The sequence below is a fragment of the Streptomyces sp. NPDC041784 genome, from assembly GCF_055591025.1.
This window is the reverse complement of record NZ_JBVJAB010000006.1, coordinates 12,911-31,382: the sequence shown is the minus strand read 5'-3', so window position 1 is coordinate 31,382 and position 18,472 is coordinate 12,911. Positions and strand designations below refer to the sequence as shown.

General features: G+C 72.8%; 15 protein-coding genes. 2 read left to right on the top strand and 13 right to left on the bottom strand.

From position 1 onward, the window contains the following. Positions 1-59: 59 nt before the first annotated feature. Both ACZ6D7_RS14500 and ACZ6D7_RS14495 read right to left on the bottom strand, forming a co-directional pair. Entirely contained in the window at positions 60-938 is an 879-nt protein-coding gene (locus ACZ6D7_RS14500) for a M23 family metallopeptidase (RefSeq protein ID WP_469489527.1), read from the bottom strand. A gap of 63 nt (positions 939-1,001) precedes the next feature. Further along, positions 1,002-2,027 carry a glycoside hydrolase family 26 protein gene (locus ACZ6D7_RS14495; RefSeq protein ID WP_469489523.1) on the bottom strand — a complete coding sequence of 342 codons (1,026 nt, stop codon included), beginning with the start codon at positions 2,025-2,027 and terminating at the stop codon, positions 1,002-1,004. Positions 2,028-2,376: 349 nt separating this feature from the next. On the opposite strand from ACZ6D7_RS14495, the gene ACZ6D7_RS14490 reads away from it, so the two are divergent. Both ACZ6D7_RS14490 and ACZ6D7_RS14485 read left to right on the top strand, forming a co-directional pair. After that, positions 2,377-4,104, top strand: a complete 1,728-nt coding sequence (locus ACZ6D7_RS14490; protein WP_469489520.1) for a lysyl oxidase family protein — start codon at positions 2,377-2,379, stop codon at positions 4,102-4,104. Positions 4,105-4,469: 365 nt separating this feature from the next. Further along, positions 4,470-5,801 carry an LCP family protein gene (locus ACZ6D7_RS14485; RefSeq protein WP_469490738.1) on the top strand — a complete coding sequence of 444 codons (1,332 nt, stop codon included), beginning with the start codon at positions 4,470-4,472 and terminating at the stop codon, positions 5,799-5,801. Positions 5,802-6,171: 370 nt separating this feature from the next. Here the strand turns inward: ACZ6D7_RS14485 and ACZ6D7_RS14480 are convergent, their stop codons facing one another. The 11 genes from ACZ6D7_RS14480 to ACZ6D7_RS14430 form a co-directional block, all read right to left on the bottom strand. Then, on the bottom strand, positions 6,172-7,674 hold the full coding sequence (locus ACZ6D7_RS14480; RefSeq protein ID WP_469489517.1) for an NADase-type glycan-binding domain-containing protein: 1,503 nt from the start codon (positions 7,672-7,674) through the stop codon (positions 6,172-6,174). Then, a complete protein-coding gene (locus tag ACZ6D7_RS14475) occupies positions 7,671-8,228 on the bottom strand; it encodes a phage tail protein (protein ID WP_469489513.1) in 558 nt (185 codons plus the stop codon). Before ACZ6D7_RS14475 ends, ACZ6D7_RS14480 begins: the two co-directional genes overlap by 4 nt. Then, positions 8,225-10,183 carry a putative baseplate assembly protein gene (locus ACZ6D7_RS14470; protein WP_469489509.1) on the bottom strand — a complete coding sequence of 653 codons (1,959 nt, stop codon included), beginning with the start codon at positions 10,181-10,183 and terminating at the stop codon, positions 8,225-8,227. Before ACZ6D7_RS14470 ends, ACZ6D7_RS14475 begins: the two co-directional genes overlap by 4 nt. Further along, positions 10,183-10,626 carry a GPW/gp25 family protein gene (locus ACZ6D7_RS14465; RefSeq protein ID WP_469489506.1) on the bottom strand — a complete coding sequence of 148 codons (444 nt, stop codon included), beginning with the start codon at positions 10,624-10,626 and terminating at the stop codon, positions 10,183-10,185. The genes ACZ6D7_RS14470 and ACZ6D7_RS14465 overlap by 1 nt, the downstream gene beginning before the upstream one ends. A 25-nt stretch (positions 10,627-10,651) precedes the next feature. Further along, positions 10,652-12,559, bottom strand: a complete 1,908-nt coding sequence (locus ACZ6D7_RS14460) for a VgrG-related protein (RefSeq protein WP_469489502.1) — start codon at positions 12,557-12,559, stop codon at positions 10,652-10,654. Continuing rightward, positions 12,559-13,284, bottom strand: a complete 726-nt coding sequence (locus tag ACZ6D7_RS14455; protein ID WP_469489499.1) for a CIS tube protein — start codon at positions 13,282-13,284, stop codon at positions 12,559-12,561. The genes ACZ6D7_RS14460 and ACZ6D7_RS14455 overlap by 1 nt, the downstream gene beginning before the upstream one ends. A 20-nt stretch (positions 13,285-13,304) precedes the next feature. Further along, complete coding sequence (locus ACZ6D7_RS14450) at positions 13,305-13,730, bottom strand: phage tail protein (protein WP_469489495.1); 426 nt, start codon at positions 13,728-13,730, stop codon at positions 13,305-13,307. Between the two features lie 44 nt (positions 13,731-13,774). Next, a complete protein-coding gene (locus ACZ6D7_RS14445; protein WP_469489491.1) occupies positions 13,775-14,521 on the bottom strand; it encodes an extensin in 747 nt (248 codons plus the stop codon). Positions 14,522-17,369: 2,848 nt separating this feature from the next. Continuing rightward, positions 17,370-17,528, bottom strand: coding sequence for a DUF6760 family protein (locus tag ACZ6D7_RS14440; protein WP_469489488.1), 159 nt, complete (start codon positions 17,526-17,528; stop codon positions 17,370-17,372). Then, the gene (locus ACZ6D7_RS14435; protein WP_469489481.1) at positions 17,525-18,010 is read right to left on the bottom strand and encodes a hypothetical protein; all 486 of its coding nucleotides are present in this window, start codon (positions 18,008-18,010) and stop codon (positions 17,525-17,527) included. The genes ACZ6D7_RS14440 and ACZ6D7_RS14435 overlap by 4 nt, the downstream gene beginning before the upstream one ends. Beyond that, entirely contained in the window at positions 18,010-18,453 is a 444-nt protein-coding gene (locus tag ACZ6D7_RS14430) for a phage tail protein (protein WP_390659605.1), read from the bottom strand. The genes ACZ6D7_RS14435 and ACZ6D7_RS14430 overlap by 1 nt, the downstream gene beginning before the upstream one ends. Positions 18,454-18,472: the final 19 nt, after the last annotated feature.

The window sequence follows — 18,472 nt, the reverse complement described above, 5'->3', positions numbered from 1 at the left end:
CGCGAATACGGCGTCCACACCCCTCGCCGGCCGGCCCCTAGCCACTCGCCCGCCGGCCCTTAGGGGCTCACCCGCACGTCCTTCCGCCGCAGCCATGGCAGGGGCGACACGGAGGACCCGAGGTAGGGCGTGATCCGTACCTCGAAGTGGAGGTGCGGGCCGGTGACGTTGCCGGTGGCGCCGGCCACCCCGAGCCGCTCGCCCGCCGCGACGCGCTCGCCGGAGCGGACGTCGATGCGGGAGAGATGGGCGTACTGCGTGAAGTAGCCGTCGGGGTGCCGCACGACCACCTGGTTGCCGAACCCGTCACCGCAGGTCGTGGCGCGTACGGTGCCCGGACCGACGGCGTACACGGGGGTGCCGGTGTTCACGGCGAAGTCCTGGCCGGTGTGCCGGTGGGCCCAGCGGGTGCCCGAGGCGGCGTATCCGGCGGAGAGCCAGTAGTCGCGGGTGGGGGCGGTCCAGGGACGGAGGGCGGCGTCGGCGGGGCTGTCGGGTGTGGCATCGGCGGTGCTGTTGGACGCGGCGCCGCGCACTTCTGCCGTTGCCTTCGTCTTCGCCTTTTCCTTGTCGCCGTCCCCCCGGAGAGGACAGTGCCCGGTCCGCCCCGACGGATCCACGGCGACCGGATCACCGGATTCGCGCCCCGCCGCCCACAGCAGGTCCCACAGACCGGCGCGGATCTCCTTGCGACGCCGTTCGGCGGACTCGATCTTCGTGGGGCGGGCGTCGGCCGCGCGAAGCAGGTCGACGCGCGCGCGGGCCGCCTCGTGGGCGCGGACGGCCCGTGCCGCCTCGCGTCGGACGGTGTCGGCGCGCATCGCGGGGGCGCGTGTCGTGTCGGCTTCCCCCGCGCCGGAGGGCACGGCGGCGAGCGTCACCAGCAGAAGGGCCAGCGGGACGGCACGGGCGCAGGACACTCGAGATACTCGTCGCATCTTGGGATCATCAGACCGGCGGCGGGGTGTGCCGGGCCATGCGACGGGACACGCGCCGCGTTTTCAGTCGAACGGCCCCGTCATCAGCTGGTGGTACTCGGCGGACGACTTCGGGTTCCCGGAGCAGCGCCACACGCCGTGCGGGCAGTAGTCGCTGATGGTCTGGTACAGCGGCCGGTGCCGGGCGAACCAGGTGAGCATGCCGCGCACATAGGCCGGGTTGTCGCCGTTGCGGAACAGGCCCCACTCGGGATACGCGATCTGCTTGCCGTGCGCCCGTGCGAACTTCACGTGCTCGGCGAGGCCGTACGGCTCGTCGCGCTGCTCGGCGAAGGACATGCCGTGCGGCTGGTCGTAGGCGTCCATGCCGATGACGTCGACATAGCGGTCACCCGGGTAGCACCTGGGCCACGGGACGGCGTCGATCCCCCGGTTGGGCGCGAACTCGAACCGGAACCGCTGCCCGTCCACGGACCGCATGGCGGTCACGATCCGCACCCAGTACGCCTTCCAGGCCTGCGGATCGGGCCCGCACCGGTGCGTGTAGGTGATCCCGTTCATCTCCCAGCCGATGACGAGCACGGTGTCCGGCACCCCGAGCGAGACGAGCCGCCGGGCGAGCTTGCGGAAGTGTCCGTCGTACGCCCCGTCCGCGCCCCGGTGCAGTTCCCGCCGTACGAAGGAGTCGGGCAGATGCGCCTCCGCGCGCTCCAGCATCGGCACGTTGAGCACGAACAGCCGGTCGGCGCGGGCCTTGCGCCACCGCGCCCAGTGTTCGAGATCGCTGGGCGCCCCCGCGATGTTGTACCAGTGGTCCCCCGGAAGGTAGGCGTGCGCGACCCGGGGCGTGGCCGGTCCCAGCCAGCCGTCGAGCCCCGAGATCCGCCGCACCCCCTCGGAGCCGTATCCGAGGTAAGCCCCGAAGGGACCCGGCGTCGGCCCACCGGACGGCTTCGCGTCGGGCACGCCCGCCGCCCGCTCCCCGCCGGGGACACAGGCGGGCCCCGCGAGCAGGACGAGGGCGACGAGGAACAGGGTCAGCAGCGCGCGGGGGGAGCGAGAGGAGGAAGAGGCCACCGGTTGATACACCGGCTCATGATGACGGCACGTCCGCCGCCCGCACGCCGGACTCGCCCCCGAACCACCCGTTCCGGGGACGCGGGGCGAAGCAGCCGGGCGTCGAACGGGTGGCAACCCCGTACGAGAGGGGTCTGGAACCACGTCTCGTCGACCTACCCCGACCTGTACGGCTTCCGCGACTACGGCTGGGCCGGTACGGCCTCTGACGCTCTTTCGCTCTTTCGGTGGGTTTCTCGTTCAACAGGCAACCCCCGTAAGCCCTTTACCCCTCTCACAGGGTGCTCACATCTCCGGCCGGGGCGCGTGGGGTGCGTCCGTGTGGTGGCCGGGTGGGCTGTCCAGTCCGATGCCACTGACCATGGCACTCGCAGACGAGGAACCGATGACCAGACTGCAACACCGCAAGGGATTCAAGCGCGGGGCGTTCGCCGCGGGGGCCGCGCTCACCGTCGTCGCCGTCGCAGGGGCCGCCCCCGGCGCCGGTGCGGCGCCGGCGAGCACGCCGGGGACGCCGGTGCTCAAGCTCGTGGCCGCCTCCAAGGCCGTGACCGTCGACCGGTGGGAGGGGGAATCCGGGGTCTACCTCGACCTCGGCACGTACGTCACCGTCGACAAGGCGCCCTTCGAGCTCAAGGTGACGCGCAAGTCGTACAAGGACCCCGTCGTCGCGCAGCAGATCCTGCGCAACGGCACGCGGACCACGACCAAGACCCTGCCCGCCGGGACCGTCAAGGACTTCTCCGGGCTGCCGGGCTTCCTGGAGGTGTCCATCAAGGACGCGTCGGGCAGGGAGGTGCAGAAGACCACGGGCACCTTCTGCCCGAACAACGCCTCCGGCCGGCTCCGGCCGGACGCCCCGGCCACCTCGCACTATCCGCAGAGCTGCCCCACCAACCCCTTCACGCTCGGCTCCGTCTGGGGCGTCGAGAAGGGCTGGGCGGCCAACACCACCGCTGTCGACTCCGACAAGCCGATCGACCTGCCGGCCGGCGAGTACACGGCCAAGGTGTCGGTGGCGAAGAAGTACCGCGACCTGTTCGGCATCCCTGACACCCGGCCCACCATCAAGGTGACGGTCCGGCAGATCAGCGACGGCGGGGAGGGCGGCGGCGTCGGCCTCACCACCGGACAGCCCTCCTCCATGGCCCACGGCGGTGCCCACGGCGGCGGTCACGGCGGCGCTGCTGCCGGCGGCCACGACAGCGGTCACCACTACGGTCCCCGCGGCGCCGACGCTCCCACCCCCGGTGCCCTCTCCCACGCCCTCGAGGACCGCGGTCTCGCCCACCACCTGGGCGACGGCGCCGGCCACACCGACGGCTCCCGTGTCGCGCCCGCGCTGAAGGCCAACGCCAAGCGGCCCACCGGCCGGGCGTCCGTCCCGGCCAACGCGCCCAAGCCGGACCTGCGCTCGCTCCCGGCCTGGGACATCACGGTCACCGACGGCGAGGACGGCGACGCGCCCGGCAAGGACTACCTCGCCTTCAGCGCCAACGTGTGGAACGCCGGCCCCGCCCCGCTCGTCGTGGACGGCTTCCGCAAGCCGGGCGCCGACCTGATGGACGCGTACCAGTACTTCTACGACGCGAACGGCAAGCAGATCGGCTACACCCCCACCGGCACCATGGAGTGGGACCCGCGCATCGGCCACGAGCACTGGCACTTCACGGACTTCGCCAGCTACCACCTGCTCGCCGCCGACAAGAAGGAGATCGTCAAGAGCGGCAAGGAGGCGTTCTGCCTGGCCAACACCGACGCGGTCGACTACACGGTGAAGAACGCCAACTGGCACCCCTACAACACCGACCTGTCGACCGCCTGCGGCGAGCAGAACTCCATCTCGGTGCGTGAGGTCCTCGACGTCGGCTCCGGCGACACGTACACCCAGTACCGTCCCGGCCAGTCCTTCGACATCACCGACCTGCCGAACGGCACGTACTACATCAAGGTCATCGCCAACCCGGCCAAGCGCCTGAAGGAGACCAACCTCAAGAACAACGTCTCTCTGCGCAAGGTCGTCATCGGCGGTACGCCGGGCGCCCGCACGGTGACGGTCCCGCCGTACGACCTGATCAACGCCCCGTAGGGGCCCAGCAGTACCCGAGCAGCAGCTCACGCCGCCCCGGGCCGGTTTCCGCGGTCCGGGGCGGACTCGTGTGCGTGGGCCCGGTGCCCGCCGCGTCGAACTCCCACCCAGGGCAACCCTTCTGAGGTTCCGTGAGTCTCCTGAGTCGTCTGTGCTCTCGGGACGTATTCCACCTTGCGTGTAGGGTTCCGACGTTCGGCGGTGACCAACGCCGACGATCCGAGCACGGTGTACGGGGTGGAACGGCCGATGCGGAGGAGCGAGCGCCGGTGAGCGGAACGAGAAGGCGGGGACGTACTCCGGCGGGCCCGACCAGTGGCCGGAGCGCGGGTCGGGGGCCGGGCCGGAGCGGCGGCGGCACCCGGCTGACGCGGCGGGGACGGATCCTCGCCTGGGGCGCGGGGGTGACCGCCGTGGTCGTCCTCGGCATCGGCGGCGTCGGCGCCTGGATCTACCAGGACCTCAACAACAACATCAACTCCGCCGACGTGGACGACAAGATCGGCGGCGACCGGCCCGAGAACCTCAGCCCGGGCTCGAAGAACATCATGCTGGTCGGTTCTGACAGCCGCGACGGCGCCAACGCCAAGTACGGCAAGGACCTGACCACCATGCAGTCGGACACGCTGATGGTGCTGCACATCCCGGCAGACCGGAAATGGGCCGCGGTCGTGTCGTTCCCGCGCGACTCGTACGTGCAGATACCCGCCTGCCAGATGGGCGGCGGCAAGACGTCCTCCCCGCACAAGGGCAAGATCAACGAGGCCTTCGCGATAGGCGGCACCAGCGGCGAGGTCGCCGAGGCCGCCGCGTGCAGCATCAAGACCGTCGAGGCCCACACCGGCCTGCGCATCGACCACTTCATGTCGATCGACTTCTCCGGCTTCAAGGGCATGGTCGACGCCCTGGACGGCATCGAGGTCTGCCCCGAGCAGCCCATCAAGTCGGACAAGGCCCGCCTGGACATGAAGGCCGGCTGCCAGACCGTCGACGGCGAGACGGCCCTCGGCTATGTGCGCGTCCGCTACGGCGTGGGCGACAACTCCGACATCGGCCGCATCGGCCGTCAGCAGGAGTTCATGAACGCCCTGGCCGAGAAGGCCCAGAAGAAGCTCACCAGCCCGGACTCGCTGTACGGCTTCATGCAGTCCGCGACCAAGTCCCTCACCGCCGACCCCGACCTGGCCGGCATCAAGCCGCTGTACGGTCTCGCCAACGAGCTGAAGGGCATCCCGAGCGACCGCCTGGCCTTCCTCACCGTGCCCAACTACCCGCGCGAGGCCGACGTACCGTCCGACAAGGCCAACGTCGTCTGGCAGTACCCGCAGGCCGCCGACCTGTTCACCGCGCTGGCCACGGACAAGGAGACGACCAAGGAGCAGCTGAAGGCGGACGTCAAGGACCTGCTGTACGCCTCCCAGGTGAAGGTCCAGGTCCTCAACGGCACCGGCATCGGCGGCCGCGCCGCCGCCGTCGCGGAGAAGCTGCGGCTGGCCGGCTACACCGTCACCAGCACGGGCAACGCGCCCGCCACGGTGTCGAAGACGACCGTCACCGCCCCGGCGGGTCTGGAGCAGCAGGCGGCGGCCATCGCCTCCCGGCTGCCCGGCACCAAGGCCACGGCGGACGCCTCGGCCGCCGCGGGCGTCGTCACGCTGGTCGTCGGGCCGGAGCTGAAGGTCGACGACGTCGCCTGACGTGGCCCGAGGTCGCCCGGACGTGTTCGACGGCCCGTCGGCGCACCGACACACGCGTGGTGCGGAGGACCCCGGTCATACGCTATGATTGATCTTGAGCCGGTCGCCGCAGTACAACGGTGAACAGGTTCTGCGTTGGTGGTCCAAGGAAAGACGCCCCGCTTCCTGCGGGGAGATGCAGGTGCAAGGCCTGCCCGGCGCTCTTGTATCGAGTCCTATCCCGCTCAGGCGGGGTGGGACTCGTTTCGTTGTGCCCGCCTGTCGCGGCGGCAGTTCGGTGACGACCTCGAAACCGCCCCGCCGCCCCGCCCGTCCGCGGCCGCGGACGGAGGGGGAGCCTCGTCCGCGGCCGTGCCGGGGCCGTGTCTCGTCAGGACGCGTTCGCGCTCGACCGGCCGAAGAACTCGATCTCCGCGATCGCCACCTGCTTGCTCCCCGAGGCGCCGTACGACGACTCGATCGTGAAGCGGACCTTGGTGACCTCGCCGACCCGGAAGGCGCGGCGCTGGCCGCCCGCGCTCTGGTCGAGCACGAGGTCGCGGGTCGTGGTTTTGCCGTCCTTCGTCGTGATCGTCGCCTTGACGCGGTGCGGGAGGGCCGACTGGTTCAGCTGGTCGGCCTTGGACGACGTACCGGACGTGATGATCACGTCCAGCAGGCGGGTCGGCTCGTCGAAGCGGGCCTCGATCCACTCGCCCTCGCCCGACTCCGAGACACCCGGACCCCACCAGGTGTTGGTGTACTTGTCGAACGCCAGGTCCGGCTTGTGGCCGGGGTAGGAGCGGGAGGCCGCGTACGCGTCCGGGGCCACCGGCGCACGCTTGGCGAAGTGGTCGCGGGTGGCCTGCACCCATCCCGAGGCGTTCATCCCGACCCAGACCAGCAGGGTGAGCACGAGCGCCCACACCACCCAGGTCAGGATGCGGTCGAAGGTGCGGCGCAGCCGGGGGCGGTCGCCGGCCCAGTGGGCCTGACCGTCGCGGTTCAGCACGCGACGCCACCACGGGAGGCGCTGCGGGGAGCGGTCCTCCACGGTCATGGGCATCGCGCAGCGCGTGCAGAAGTGCCGGTCGGGCTGGTTGGGCGTGTGGCACCAGGGGCACGCGACGCCGTTCGCGTCGGCCCGCTCGGGGACGGGCACCCGGACCTGGGGCCGGTCGGCCACCGGACGGCCCGGCAGCACCGGGGCCACGGTGGGCGGCGCGGCGGGCGCGGGCGTCTCCGGTTCGTCGACGGGGACGAGGAGGGAGCGCGCCCGGGCCGCCATCGTGTCGCCGAGGGCGGGGGTGGGCGTCGTCGCCGCGGTCTCGGGGTCGTCGGCCGTGGTCGGGGGGAGCGCCGGGAGGGGGTTCTCCGCGGTGTCCTCGTCGTCCGGGGTGTGATCGTCGTCGGCGGAGACCGAGGCGGATGCGGAGGCGGAGGCGGTGGTGTCCGGCGTGGGGCGCGGCGTCGGCGTCGGTGACGATGACGGTGACGGGGTGTCGGAACCCGGCCGGGTCGCGGCGGCCGCCGCATCGGCTTCCGGCCGTCGTACGTCGTCCCCGGACCCGGACCCGGACCCGGACCCGGAGCCGGACCCGGAGCCGGACCCGGACCCGGACCCGGACCCGGACCCGGACCCGGAGCCGGACCCGGAGCCGGACCCGGAGCCGGACCCGGACCCGGAGCCGGAGCCGGAGCCAGGCGTTCCCGGCGTCGCTCCCGGCGTCGTTCCCGCCGACGCCCCCGACGAGGACGCCCCCGACGAGGACGCCCCCGCCCCGGCCCGTACCGATGCCCGGTCCGTCCAGCTCAGGACGGCACCGCAGGCGTCGCAGAAGGACTGGCCGGGTTCCGCCCGGGTGCCGCAGTCGGCGCAGTTCTGGGTGGTCATCTCTCCGGGGTCCTTTCGGCTGCGGTCACCTTGACCGAGTAGGGCATGTGGGCGGGGCGGGCGGCGGCCACCAGGGCGTCCAGGCGGTGTTCGTCCGTCGGGCCGGGGTCGGGCAGGCGCAGCGTGACGTGGAGGTGGGGGCGGTGGTCGCCGGGGAACGGGCCGAGCGGGCGCGCGTTCCACGCCGAGCCGCCGCTCTCGGAGATCTCCGGCTCCACGCCGAAGGCCAGCCGGATCGCCTCCGCGAGACCCCGCCGGGTGCCGCGGACCCGGTGCAGATAGGCGGCCGCCGCCACCGCGGCCCGCAGCCTCGGCTCCGGTTCCGTGCCGTCGGTCTCCGCTCCCACCCAGCCCGCCAGCCACTGGGCGAAGTCGACCGGGGCGAGGGCCGGGTCGAAGTAGGCGGGCAGACAGTCGAGGACGTTGAGGATCGGCGCGACGACCTCGTCCAGACCGGCGACGAAGCGCTGCGCCAGGTCGTCGTCGGCGAAGACGGCCGGGAGCATCGCGCCGATCGGGGCGGAGGAGCCGAGCCCGTCGACCGAGCCCCTCACGCGCCGTCCCCGATCACACGGACCCGGTGGTCGTAGGAGAAGACCAGGGCCGGGGCGGACAGGTCGATACGGTCGGTTGCCTCGCCGCGCTTGCCCGTCAGCGGGTCGGCGGGGTGCAGGATGACCTGGTCGACCAGCTCCACGCCCGGGACGCGCTGGAGGACGGCGAAGACCTCGCCGGACTGCACCGGGCGGCCGAACGGCCAGCCCTTGCCGTCCGCGCCGCCGGTCAGCGGGTCGAGGTGGCGGTAGAGGGCGTCGTGGGCCTGGCGGCGGACGCGGTCGGTGTCGACGCCGCGGAACGCGTGGACCGTCGCGACGACCGTGACGCCCTGGTAGTACGGCGGGCCGACCGCCAGCCGCGTGCCGATCAGGCGGCGTTGGTCGAGGTGACGAGTGATGCGGTCCAACAGGGCGTCGCCGGGGACGAGTTGCTCGAAGCGCAGTCGGCCGCCGGGGTCCGGCACGGCCTGCGGCACCACCAGTACCCGGACCGCGTACGCCCCGTGCTCGCCCTCCTCGCCCTCCAGACAGGTGATCCGGGCGGTCTCGGGGGCCGCGCGGCGGGCCAGCTCCTCGTAGTCGCGCAGGGTCACGGCCCGCTCCTGGGCGCGCAGGGTGATCGGCGCCCGCAGCTTCGCCTCCTCGACCGTCTCGCCGTCCACCCCGCCGCGCGCGGCCTCGCGGTTGACGACCTCGGAGACGTACGGCACGGAGGTGCGCAGCACCTGGACGGCGCCCCGGGCCACGTTCCCGGAGCGGCCACCGCCGGTGCGGTAGCGGCGGGCGCGGACGACCGCGCCCTTGGGGGCCACCGCGCCGTACTGGCGCAGCCGGCCGTCGGGTTCGCGGACGGACGGGCCGAAGGCGATCTCGCCGGTGGCCGCGTCGAGGGTGAGATGGCGGTCGTCGGGTCCGGAGGCGGCGAAGTGCGGGACGACCTGCCAGTCGACCCAGCCCTCGTGCTCGGCGGTCTGGAGCAGCAGCGGCGGGTCGTCGCCGACGACCGGGGCGTGGGCGAGGCGCAGATGCTGGCCGGGCAGCCCGCTCGACTCGCCGAGCGCCTCGTCGTACACCGTCTCCGCGTGCACGGCGGGGGCCGTGCCGCCGACCGTGAAGGCCTCGGCGGAGCGGACGGTGGGGGAGGTGGTGTAGAAGGGCTGGCCGGGGAGCGGCTCGGTGACCCGGCAGCGCAGCCAGCCGGCCTCCTGGCCGCCGGAGCGGGACAGGACATGGCCGCCGGGGATGTGCAGGACGACCTCGCCGGGGCGGTTGAGGCCGCCGGTGCCGTCGCGGTCGATCTCGCAGGGCTGCCAGCCGTCCTCCGTCCACGCCTCCCAGACCAGCGGCGGCTGGCGGGGGTCGACGCCGACGCCGTCCACCCGGCTGTCCAGTTCCAGGGCGACGGCGCAGTGCGGGACGGCGGAGGACAGGCCGAGCAGCATGCAGTCGCCGGGCCGCGGGGACTCGGCGAAGCAGAGCAGGTCCTTGCCCTCGGCGAGGTCGGTGCTGCGGTCGGCGACCGGCTCGCCCTGGTGCTGCACCACCAGGTGCGACAACCGGCACGGTACGACGGTGAGTTCGCGTTCCGTCGCGAAGACCACCGCCTCCTCGCTCTCGGTGCGGACGGTGGCCACCTCGGTGCCGGCCGGCAGCGGCACCGGCTCGTCCTGCGGCGCCGACAGCCAGAACGTGACGTCGGTACGGGCCGCGGACGGCGGGAAGAGCCGGATGCCGACCAGGTCCAGGAAGGCCAGGTGGTTCTTCTCCGGGACGCGGTTGAGGCGGTAGACGATCTGGTCCGCCATGTGCGCGACCGTCTCGACGAGCGTCACACCCGGGTCGGAGACGTTGTGGTCGGTCCACTCCGGGGCGCGCTGCTGGATGTAGCGCTTGGCGTCGTCGACGAACTGCTGGAAGCGGCGATCGTCCAGATTGGGGGAGGGCAGGGCCATCAGCGGTCGCTTTCGGAAGCCGTACCCGTGGCGCCCGGGGAGTCCGGCTCGTCGTGGGACGGGATGACGTAGAAGGGGAAGACGAGACTGCGCGGGTTGTTCGTGCCGCGGATGGAGTAGCGGACGTCGATGAACAGCACGCCCTGCTCGGCGCCGGCCGTGACCTCGACGTCGTTGACCTCGATGCGCGGCTCCCAGCGGTCGAGGCTGACGTACACCTCGTGCTGGATACGGCCGGCGGTGGCCTCGTTGACCGGGGCGAAGACCAGGTCGTGGATGGCGCAGCCGTACTCCGGGCGCATGGGGCGCTCGCCCGGCGCGGTGGCGAGGATCAGCCGGATCGCCTCCTCGATCTCGCGCTCGCCGCTGACCAGGGCGATGCCTCCGGTGGGGCCGATGCGCAGGGGGAACGCCCAGCCGGATCCGACGAATTGCTCGGCCATCAGAGGGCCACCTCTCTGTCGTGCGTCACGGCAGCGGGTACGGCTTGGCGTTGACGAGGACGGCGCCCTGGAGCATGAGGGTGGCGGCGCGGATGCCCACGTTGGCGGTCGCGTTCACCTGGACACTGGCGCCCGCGCTGATCGTGGCGGCGCCGCCCGCCTTGAGGTTCAGCATCCCCATCGCGTCCACGGCGACGACGCTGGTCAGCGACTTGAGGTTGACCATGCCGGTGCCGCGGATGTCGAGCAGTCCGCCGCTCTTGATGGTGAGCTTGCGCCGCGCGCTGAGGGTGAGGTCGGTGCCCGCCTCGATGGACACCGAGCGGCTGCCCGTGATGCTGACCGTGCCCTTGCTGTCGATGGTGATCTCGGTCTTCGTGCGGTCCAGGTTGATGACGAGCCGGTCGTCGCCGGACGTCACCCGCACTCCTTGCTTGCGGCCGCCGGTCTTCTGGCTGAGCAGGTCGACCCGGTTGCCGTCGCGGTCGGAGAGGGTGTGCCGGGCGGCGCGGCGGCGGGCGCCGTCGTGCAGGGGCACGTCCTTGACCGGCGTCGGCCGGTCCTTGCCGTTGTAGAGGCCGCCGATGACGTACGGGTGGTCGAGGGCGCCCCGGTCGAAGGCGACCAGCACCTCGTCGCCGACGTCCAGCGGGAAGACCGACCCGCCGTCCTTGCCGCCCCACTGCACGACCCGCGTCCAGTCGGAGATGTACGTGTCGTCCAGCCACGGGAACTGGAGCTTCACCCGGCCCTGCTTGAGCGGGTCCTGGACGTCGGTGACCAGGGCGTTGGTGGTGCCGGGGAGACGGAGGCCGTTCGTCGCGCCCCCGCCGCCGGAGGCGAGCCCGTACAGGGACCGCCACTGCCGGCCGCTGACCGTCACCCACGCCTCGTAGTGCTTGCCGTCGCCGAAGACGTGCCGGACGGAGGTGGCGGTGTACTTGCCCTCGAAGGGCGCGCCGACGTCGGCGAGGGTGACCGGCAGACCCGGTCGGAGCTTCGGGGTGCCGCGCGCGATGACCTCCAGCTCGGCGAAGGAGCCGGTGACATCGTCGGCCAGGGCCTCCGCCGCGAACTTCACCTCCGACTGCCGGTCGTACGGCGTCTGCGCGTCGACCAGCTTGGCCGGCTTGAACTTGGCGGCGGCCTCGCCGGGGGTCGTGCCGATGCTGATGCCGGGGTTGGTGGTGGCGGGCGCGGTGGCGGTGAGCTTCTTCTTCGTCGTCACGTCCCAGCCGCGCGCCTCGACCGTGGCGACCTGCTCGGCGGAGGTGACGGCGGTCCGCAGCCGCAGGATGTCGGTACCGGCTTCGAGGACGAACGGGCTCTTCTCGCCGGGCGTCGAGGTCGGCGGCGCCCCGGAGGCCGGATCCGGCCTGACGAACTGGAACTTCCCCTTCGAGTCGACCGACATGACCATCTCGTTCTCGTCGGCGAGCCGGGCGAGGAAGTCCCAGTCGGTGACATTGGCCTGGCTGATGAACTCGTAGACGGTCCTGGTGGACTGGATCTTCCCGACGGGGACGCCGGCCTGCGCGGCCAGCTTGCGGGCGATGTCGGAGGCGCTCTGGTTGCGGTACGCGGCGACCCGGCGCTGCCGCATCAGCCGGTGGCCGTGGTCGTAGCCCCGGATGACGGTGAAGGATCCGGTGCCGTCGTAGTCGGCCTCCAGTCCGCAGACCTCGCCGGTGAGCAGCGGGTCGCCGCCGCCCTTGCCGTCCGCGATCGGGGTGAGGACCACCGGGGTCCCGAACTTCACGCCCAGCTTGCCGAGGACCAGCCGGTAGGGGTCGCGGAAGGTCAGCCGGAACGCGGCGGGCACCCCGAGCCCCTGGTCCACCCAGCCCTCCACCAGCAGCGGGGCGAAGTCGGCGGGCAGCGGCCGCCCGCCGAGGGTGACCTTGATGATGCTGGAGAACGCGGACTGCACCATCAGTGCCCCACCTCCCCGGCGGCCGGCAGGACCAGTTCGATGCCGGTGGGCAGGCGGGTGGGGTCGTCGATGCCGTTCGCCTCGGCGATCGCCCGCCAGGCCGCCGTGTCGCCGTACTCGCGCCAGGCCAGCGACTGGAGCGAGTCCCCCGCCACGACCCGGTGCACCCGCTGCGCGGTCAGCGCGCCGGACGTCGGGTTCTGGCCCTGCGTCTTGCTGGGGATCTCGTGCAGCCGGATCTGACAGGTCGCGCGGATCGGCACGCCGGTCGTGCCGAACAGGGAGTACGACACGTCCACGCTGCTCACGTACGCCGTGAAGCGGGCCGTGGAGAACGAGCCCCACTGGAAGACCACCCAGGGCGGGGACGGCTGCTCGGCGGCGATGGACTTCGAGGTGACCTCGCAGCACTCCAGGAGCGACTCCACCTTCTTCAGCACGGAGTTGCTGCCCGGCTCGTCGGAGGTGTCGAGGAAGACCTCGACGGTCATCTCGCGCGGCTCCGGGCCCATGAACTCCGGCTTCGAGCCGTCGCGGACGGCGGCGGTCGGGGTCACCTTCCACTGGGCGCGGCGGCCGAGCTGCAACTGCGCGGGGTTGAAGTCGAACCCGAAGGACCTGATCAGCCCGCCCGGGGTGGTGCTCGTCCCGACCGGCGGTTCGTGGATCGCGAGCGTCGCGCGGACCAGGCTCTTGCCGGCGCCGCCCCTGCTTCCCTTGGCCATGTGCTTCTGCCTCTCCCCGCCTAGTCCGTGAACCCGTGGTGGGTGATCTCCAGGACCTCCGTGGCGACGCCCGGGTTCGCGGGGTCCAGGGAGGGGCCCTGCCAGCTCACCGGCAGCACGTCGATCAGCCCCCACCGGGCGACCTCCGAGCCGTCCGCGCGCAGTGCCGCGATCTGGGCGGTGGGGCGGGTCACTCCGGTGGTCACCGAGGAGATCCACTTGGCCACCTTGGCGGTGTCCGGGGTGAGGGGGCGGGTCAGCCGGATGTTGGAGAAGGTGACGCGGGACGGGAGCTGCCAGACGAAGCCGTTGTTCCCGCCCTCCTGGCGGTGCTCGATCTCCACCTGGGAGGACAGTCCCTCGCACCCGTTGAAGTACCCGAGGCTCTCGCCGTCGATGGTCAGGGTGAAGAAGATGGTGGAGCCCGGGTCGAGATCGCGGGACATCGAGGGGTCTGGCCTTTCTCGGGGGTGCGGCTTGTCGGTCCTGGTCAGGTGCGGGGGTCGCGGAGTCTGCCGATGCGTTCGCGGTCGAGGCGGAGTTCGGTGCGCAGGAGCCGGGTGATGCGGCCGGTGAGGCGGTGGGTGAGTTCGTCGAGTTGGAAGTCGGTGAGGGAGCGGGGGTCGAAGGCGGGGGCGGGAGCGGAGGGCGTCTTCTTGTCGCTGTTGCCGGTGGGCGGTGCGGGTGGGGGTGGGGGTGCGGGTGGCGCTGGGGGCGGAGGTGGTGTGGGGCGGGAGGCCGGGGCTCGTTGGACGGTGGGGGGAGGTGGGGGTGCGGTCGTCGGGCGCGGGTGGACGACGACCGGGATGGGCGGTGTCCCCGGGGTGGGGCGTACCGGGAGGGGGACGGAGGGAGCGGGGAGCGTGGGGGACTGCTGAACCGGCGGTGGAGTGGCGGTGGTCGGGCGCCGCTGGACGGGGGGCGTGTGGGTGAGGGGGGCGCCGAGATGAGGGCGGGGGCGGGGCGCGGGGGTGGAGGCGGGGGTGCCGGGTGACTTCGCTCGCTGGGTGGTGAGCGGGTGCGTGACGGGGGCACCCAGGCCGGTGCGGCGCAGAGGGGCGGCGTCCGGGCGCGCCACGGCTCGCTGGACGGGCGCCGCGCTCCCGGGCATGGGGGCGCCGCCGGTCGTACGGGGCTGCTGTCGGGGTACGGCCTGGTGGGTGGGCGGGAGGGCCTGGGGTGAGGGAGCGGGGGTGGCCGGTTTGGTGAGGGCGGGACCTGCGAGGCGGGTCTGCACGGGAAGCGCGGCCCGGGTGGGGGAGGTCCCCGCCGGGAGGCTCTGCGCAGGAGTCGTCGGTGGGGCGGGGGCGGTCGCTGCCTGCGGGATCGGTGTCGGGTTCGGGGACGGGGCCGCTTGTCTCGTTACGGCAGGTGCTGCCGGGCGGGTCTGTACGGGAAGCGTGGGCTGTGTCGGCGCAGGGGTTGTCGACCGGGCCGGAGAGGAAGCCGCCGTCCGAGGGGGTCCTGCCGGGCGGGTCTGAACGGGAACGGGAACCGGAACCGCGGCCTGGGTGGGGGAAGTCGGGTGGGCCGGGGCGGACGCCGCCGTCGGGTTCGGGGACGGGGTCGACGTCGGGCTCGGGGTCGAGGCTGCTGGTCCGGTTGTGGAGGGCACTGCTGGGCGGGTCTGTACGGGAAGCGTGGCCTGGGTGGGGGAAGTTCCCGTCGGGTGGGTCTGTGCAGGGGGCGCCGGCTGGGCCGCGGGGGTCGCCGATGTCCGGGCCGGGGATGAGGTTGCCGTCGGGCTCGGGGAAGGGGTCGCTGGCCCGCGTGTGGAGGGTCCTGCCGGGCGGGTCTGTACGGGTAGCGCGGCCTGGGTGGGGGAAGTTCCCGTCGGGTGGGTCGGTGCGGGACCCGTCGGCTGGGTCGCCGTCGGGTTCGGCGACTGGGCCGGTGATGGGGTCGACGTCGGGCTCTGGGGAGAGGCCCCTGGTCCGGTTGCGGCAGGTCCCGCTGGGCGGGTCTGCACGGGACGTGGGGTCTGGGTCGGGGAAGTCCCCGTCGGGCTCGGCGTAGGGGACGGTGCCGCCGTCGGGGTCAGGGAAGTCGCTGCCGTCGGCGTCGGTGCAGGAGCCGTAGGTCGGCTCGCGGAAGGGCCTGCCGAGCGGGTCTGCACAGGAACCGCCGCCGGGGGCGTGGAAGCCGACGACGGGCGGGTCTGTGCAGGGGGCGTCGGCCGGGTCGGGGCGGTCGCCGCTGTCCGGGCCGGGGATGGGGTCGCCGTCGGGCCCGGGATAGGGGTCGCTGGCCGGGTTGTGGAGGGTCCTGCTGGGTGGGTCTGTACGGGAACCGTGGCCTGGGTGGGGGAAGTTTCCGCCGGGAGGGTCGGTGTAGGAGCCGTCGGCCGGCTCGCCGTCGGGTTCGGCGACTGGGCCGGGGAAAGGGGCGCCGTCGAGCCCGGGGAAGAAGCCCCTGGTCCGGTTGCGGAAGACCCCGCTGGGCGGGTCTGTACAGGAACCGCGGCCTGGGTCGGGGAAGTCGCCGTCGGGCTCGGCGTAGGGGACGGTGCCGTCGTCGGCGTCAGGGAAGTCGCTGCCGTCGGCGTCGGTGCAGGAGTCGTAGGTCGGCTCGCGGAAGGGCCTGCCGAGCGGGTCTGCACAGGCACCGCGGCCGAGGGCGTGGAGGCCGACGACGGGCGGCTCGGTGAAGGAGGCCCCGTCCGGGCCGACGGGGGAGTCATGTCCCGGCTCTGTGAAGGAGCCACCGCCCGAGCCGACGCGGGAGGCACCGCCCGAGTCGGTAGAGGTGCCACCGCCCGGGTCAGCGAAGGAGCCACGGTCCGTGCCGGGGCAAGCGCCACCGTCCGGGCGGACGAGGGAGCCCCCGGCTGGGCCTGTGAAGGAGCCCCGGTTCGGGCAGGCGAAGGCGTCCCCGCCTGGGCCTGCGAAGGAGCCCCGCTCCGGGTGGACGAAGAGGCCCCCACCTGAGCCGCCTGTGAAGGAGCCGCCGTCTGGGCAGGCGAAGGAGCCACGGTCCGGGCCGGGGCAAGCGCCACTGTCCGGGCGGACGAGGGAGCCCCCGGCTGGGCCTGTGAAGGAGCCCCGGTTCTGGCAGGCGAAGGCGTCCCCGCCTGGGCTTGTGAAGGAGCCCCGCTCCGGGTGGACGAAGAGGCCCCCGCCTGAGCCGCCTGTGAAGGAGCCGCCGTCTGGGCAGGCGAAGGGGCCATGGTCCGGGCTGGGGCAAGCGCCACTGTCCGGGCGGACGAGGAAGCCCCCGCTCGGATCTGTGAAGGAGCGTCCGCCCGGGCAGGCGCAGGGGCCACCGCCCGCGCCGGTGAAGGAGACCCTGCCGGAGCCGGAGCCGGCCTCACCGCCCGCGCCAGTGAAGGTGAAGGAGACCCTGCCGGAGGCGGCCCAGCCACCCCCGGCCGCGCCGCCGAAGCCGCCCCCGCCGCAGGCGCCCCCGTCCGACCAGCCGAAGCCGCAGGCGCCCCCGTCCGACCAGCCACAGCCGCCCCCGCCCGACCAGCCCCAGGCCTCACCGCCCGGGTCTGCAGAGGCGTCACCGACCTGGCCGGTGCCGGCGCCGCTGCCGACGATCCGCCGTACGACGGCGTCGCAGCCGACGGCCGAGCGTAGGTCGACGCCCCTGCGGACGGCCCGCCGTGGGGCGGCCCGCCGTGGGAGGGCCTCGCTGTCGACGGTCCCGCATACGACGGCATCGTCAGCGGCTGCGCAGCCGGGGGAGTGGGGGGAGCGGTCGGCGGCGCGGAGGGCACCGGTGACGTCTGCGTTCGGGCCGGTGCGGCCAGCAGGTCGCCCATGCGGCCGGACGGGCCGTCGCCGAGGACGGTGTGTGCGTGCGTCCTGGTGAAGGACGGGTTCTGCCAGGTGGCGAGCCGCCCGCCGAACCCCGCGTCGGCGACCCCCGCCGCCGTCGTTCCGCCCACCGCCCGCTGGATGGGCGGCAGCCCGGTCCACGCGGCCACCACCGCCGGACGTGACTCCCCGCCCTCCCCGCTCACCTCCGTGCGCGCACCGGCCCCGGCACGACCACCGACCCCAACCGCAGCCTCAACCCCAGCCCCCGCCGAAGCCGACCCCGAAGCCGCTCCCCGGCCCCTCAACCGATCCAGAAACCCCACGTCAACCCTCCGCCCCGCCCCGTGTCACCAGTGACGCGATGTGCCCGGTGTAGCGGCGGCGGTCGTGGTGTTCGAGGTCGAGGATGTCGTCCAGGGGCCAGTGGAAGTGGTAGGCGACGTACGCGATCTCCTCGTGCATTCGGTCGGTCGCGTACGTCACGATTCCCCCAGGCGGCTCCCGCCCAGTTCCACCTCGAAGGGCTCCGCGCAGTGCGGGCACTCCACCGAGGCGCGGGTGTGGCCCTCGGCGTTGATCTGGCGGTAGAAGTCCTGAAGGAACGCCAGGTCGGAGGCGAACATGTTCTCCACCACCCCGTCGTGCACCAGGGGCAGCGTGCCGAGGCGGGTGATGACCCGGCCCAGCAGGACCACCGACAGGTACGCCGGGTTCTCCTGGACGCGGATGTCCCGGAGCGGGACCAGTTCGTCCCGCGCCGTCGCGAGGCGCATCACGCCGTCGCTGTGGACCGTGCCCGCCTCGTCGACGTAGCCGCGCGGCAGCTCGAAGGGGAACTCCGTCTGCAGCCGCTGTCGCACCGGGGCCGGCGCGGGTGCGGGCGCGGGCTCCGGCGACGGGAGCGGAGCCGCCTCCTGAGGCTGCTCCGCGCCCGCCACCGGCCCCCGCACCGCCGTACGCCGCATTACTCGATGACCAGTTCTTCGAACGTGATCGTCACGGTCTCGGTCAGCGCCGACGCCTCGCCCGCCTTCACGGTGCTGGTGTCGATCTTGCTGCACCAGGCGTTGCGCATGTTGTACCGCTTGACCGGATTGTTCTGATAATCCATCACCATGATCGTGGCGTTCTTGCGGGCCGTGCCCATCACGCCGTTGATCGACTCGGTGATCCACTGGTTGAACGCGGCGGACTGGGTCATACCGCGTACGACCGTGCAGGTGCCCGCCTTCTTCACGCCCGGCAGCTTCTTGGTGACCGGCTTGCCCTGCGCGGAGACCTGCTGGTACTCGATGACGTCCTGTTCGAGGCTGAGGCCGCTGACCTCGGCGAGGTACTCGACCATCACGCCGTCGATCTGGAGGCCGAAATTGTGCGAAGTGAGGGCGTCACCCGGCTGGAGACTCATCTGGCTTTCCTTCTACGTG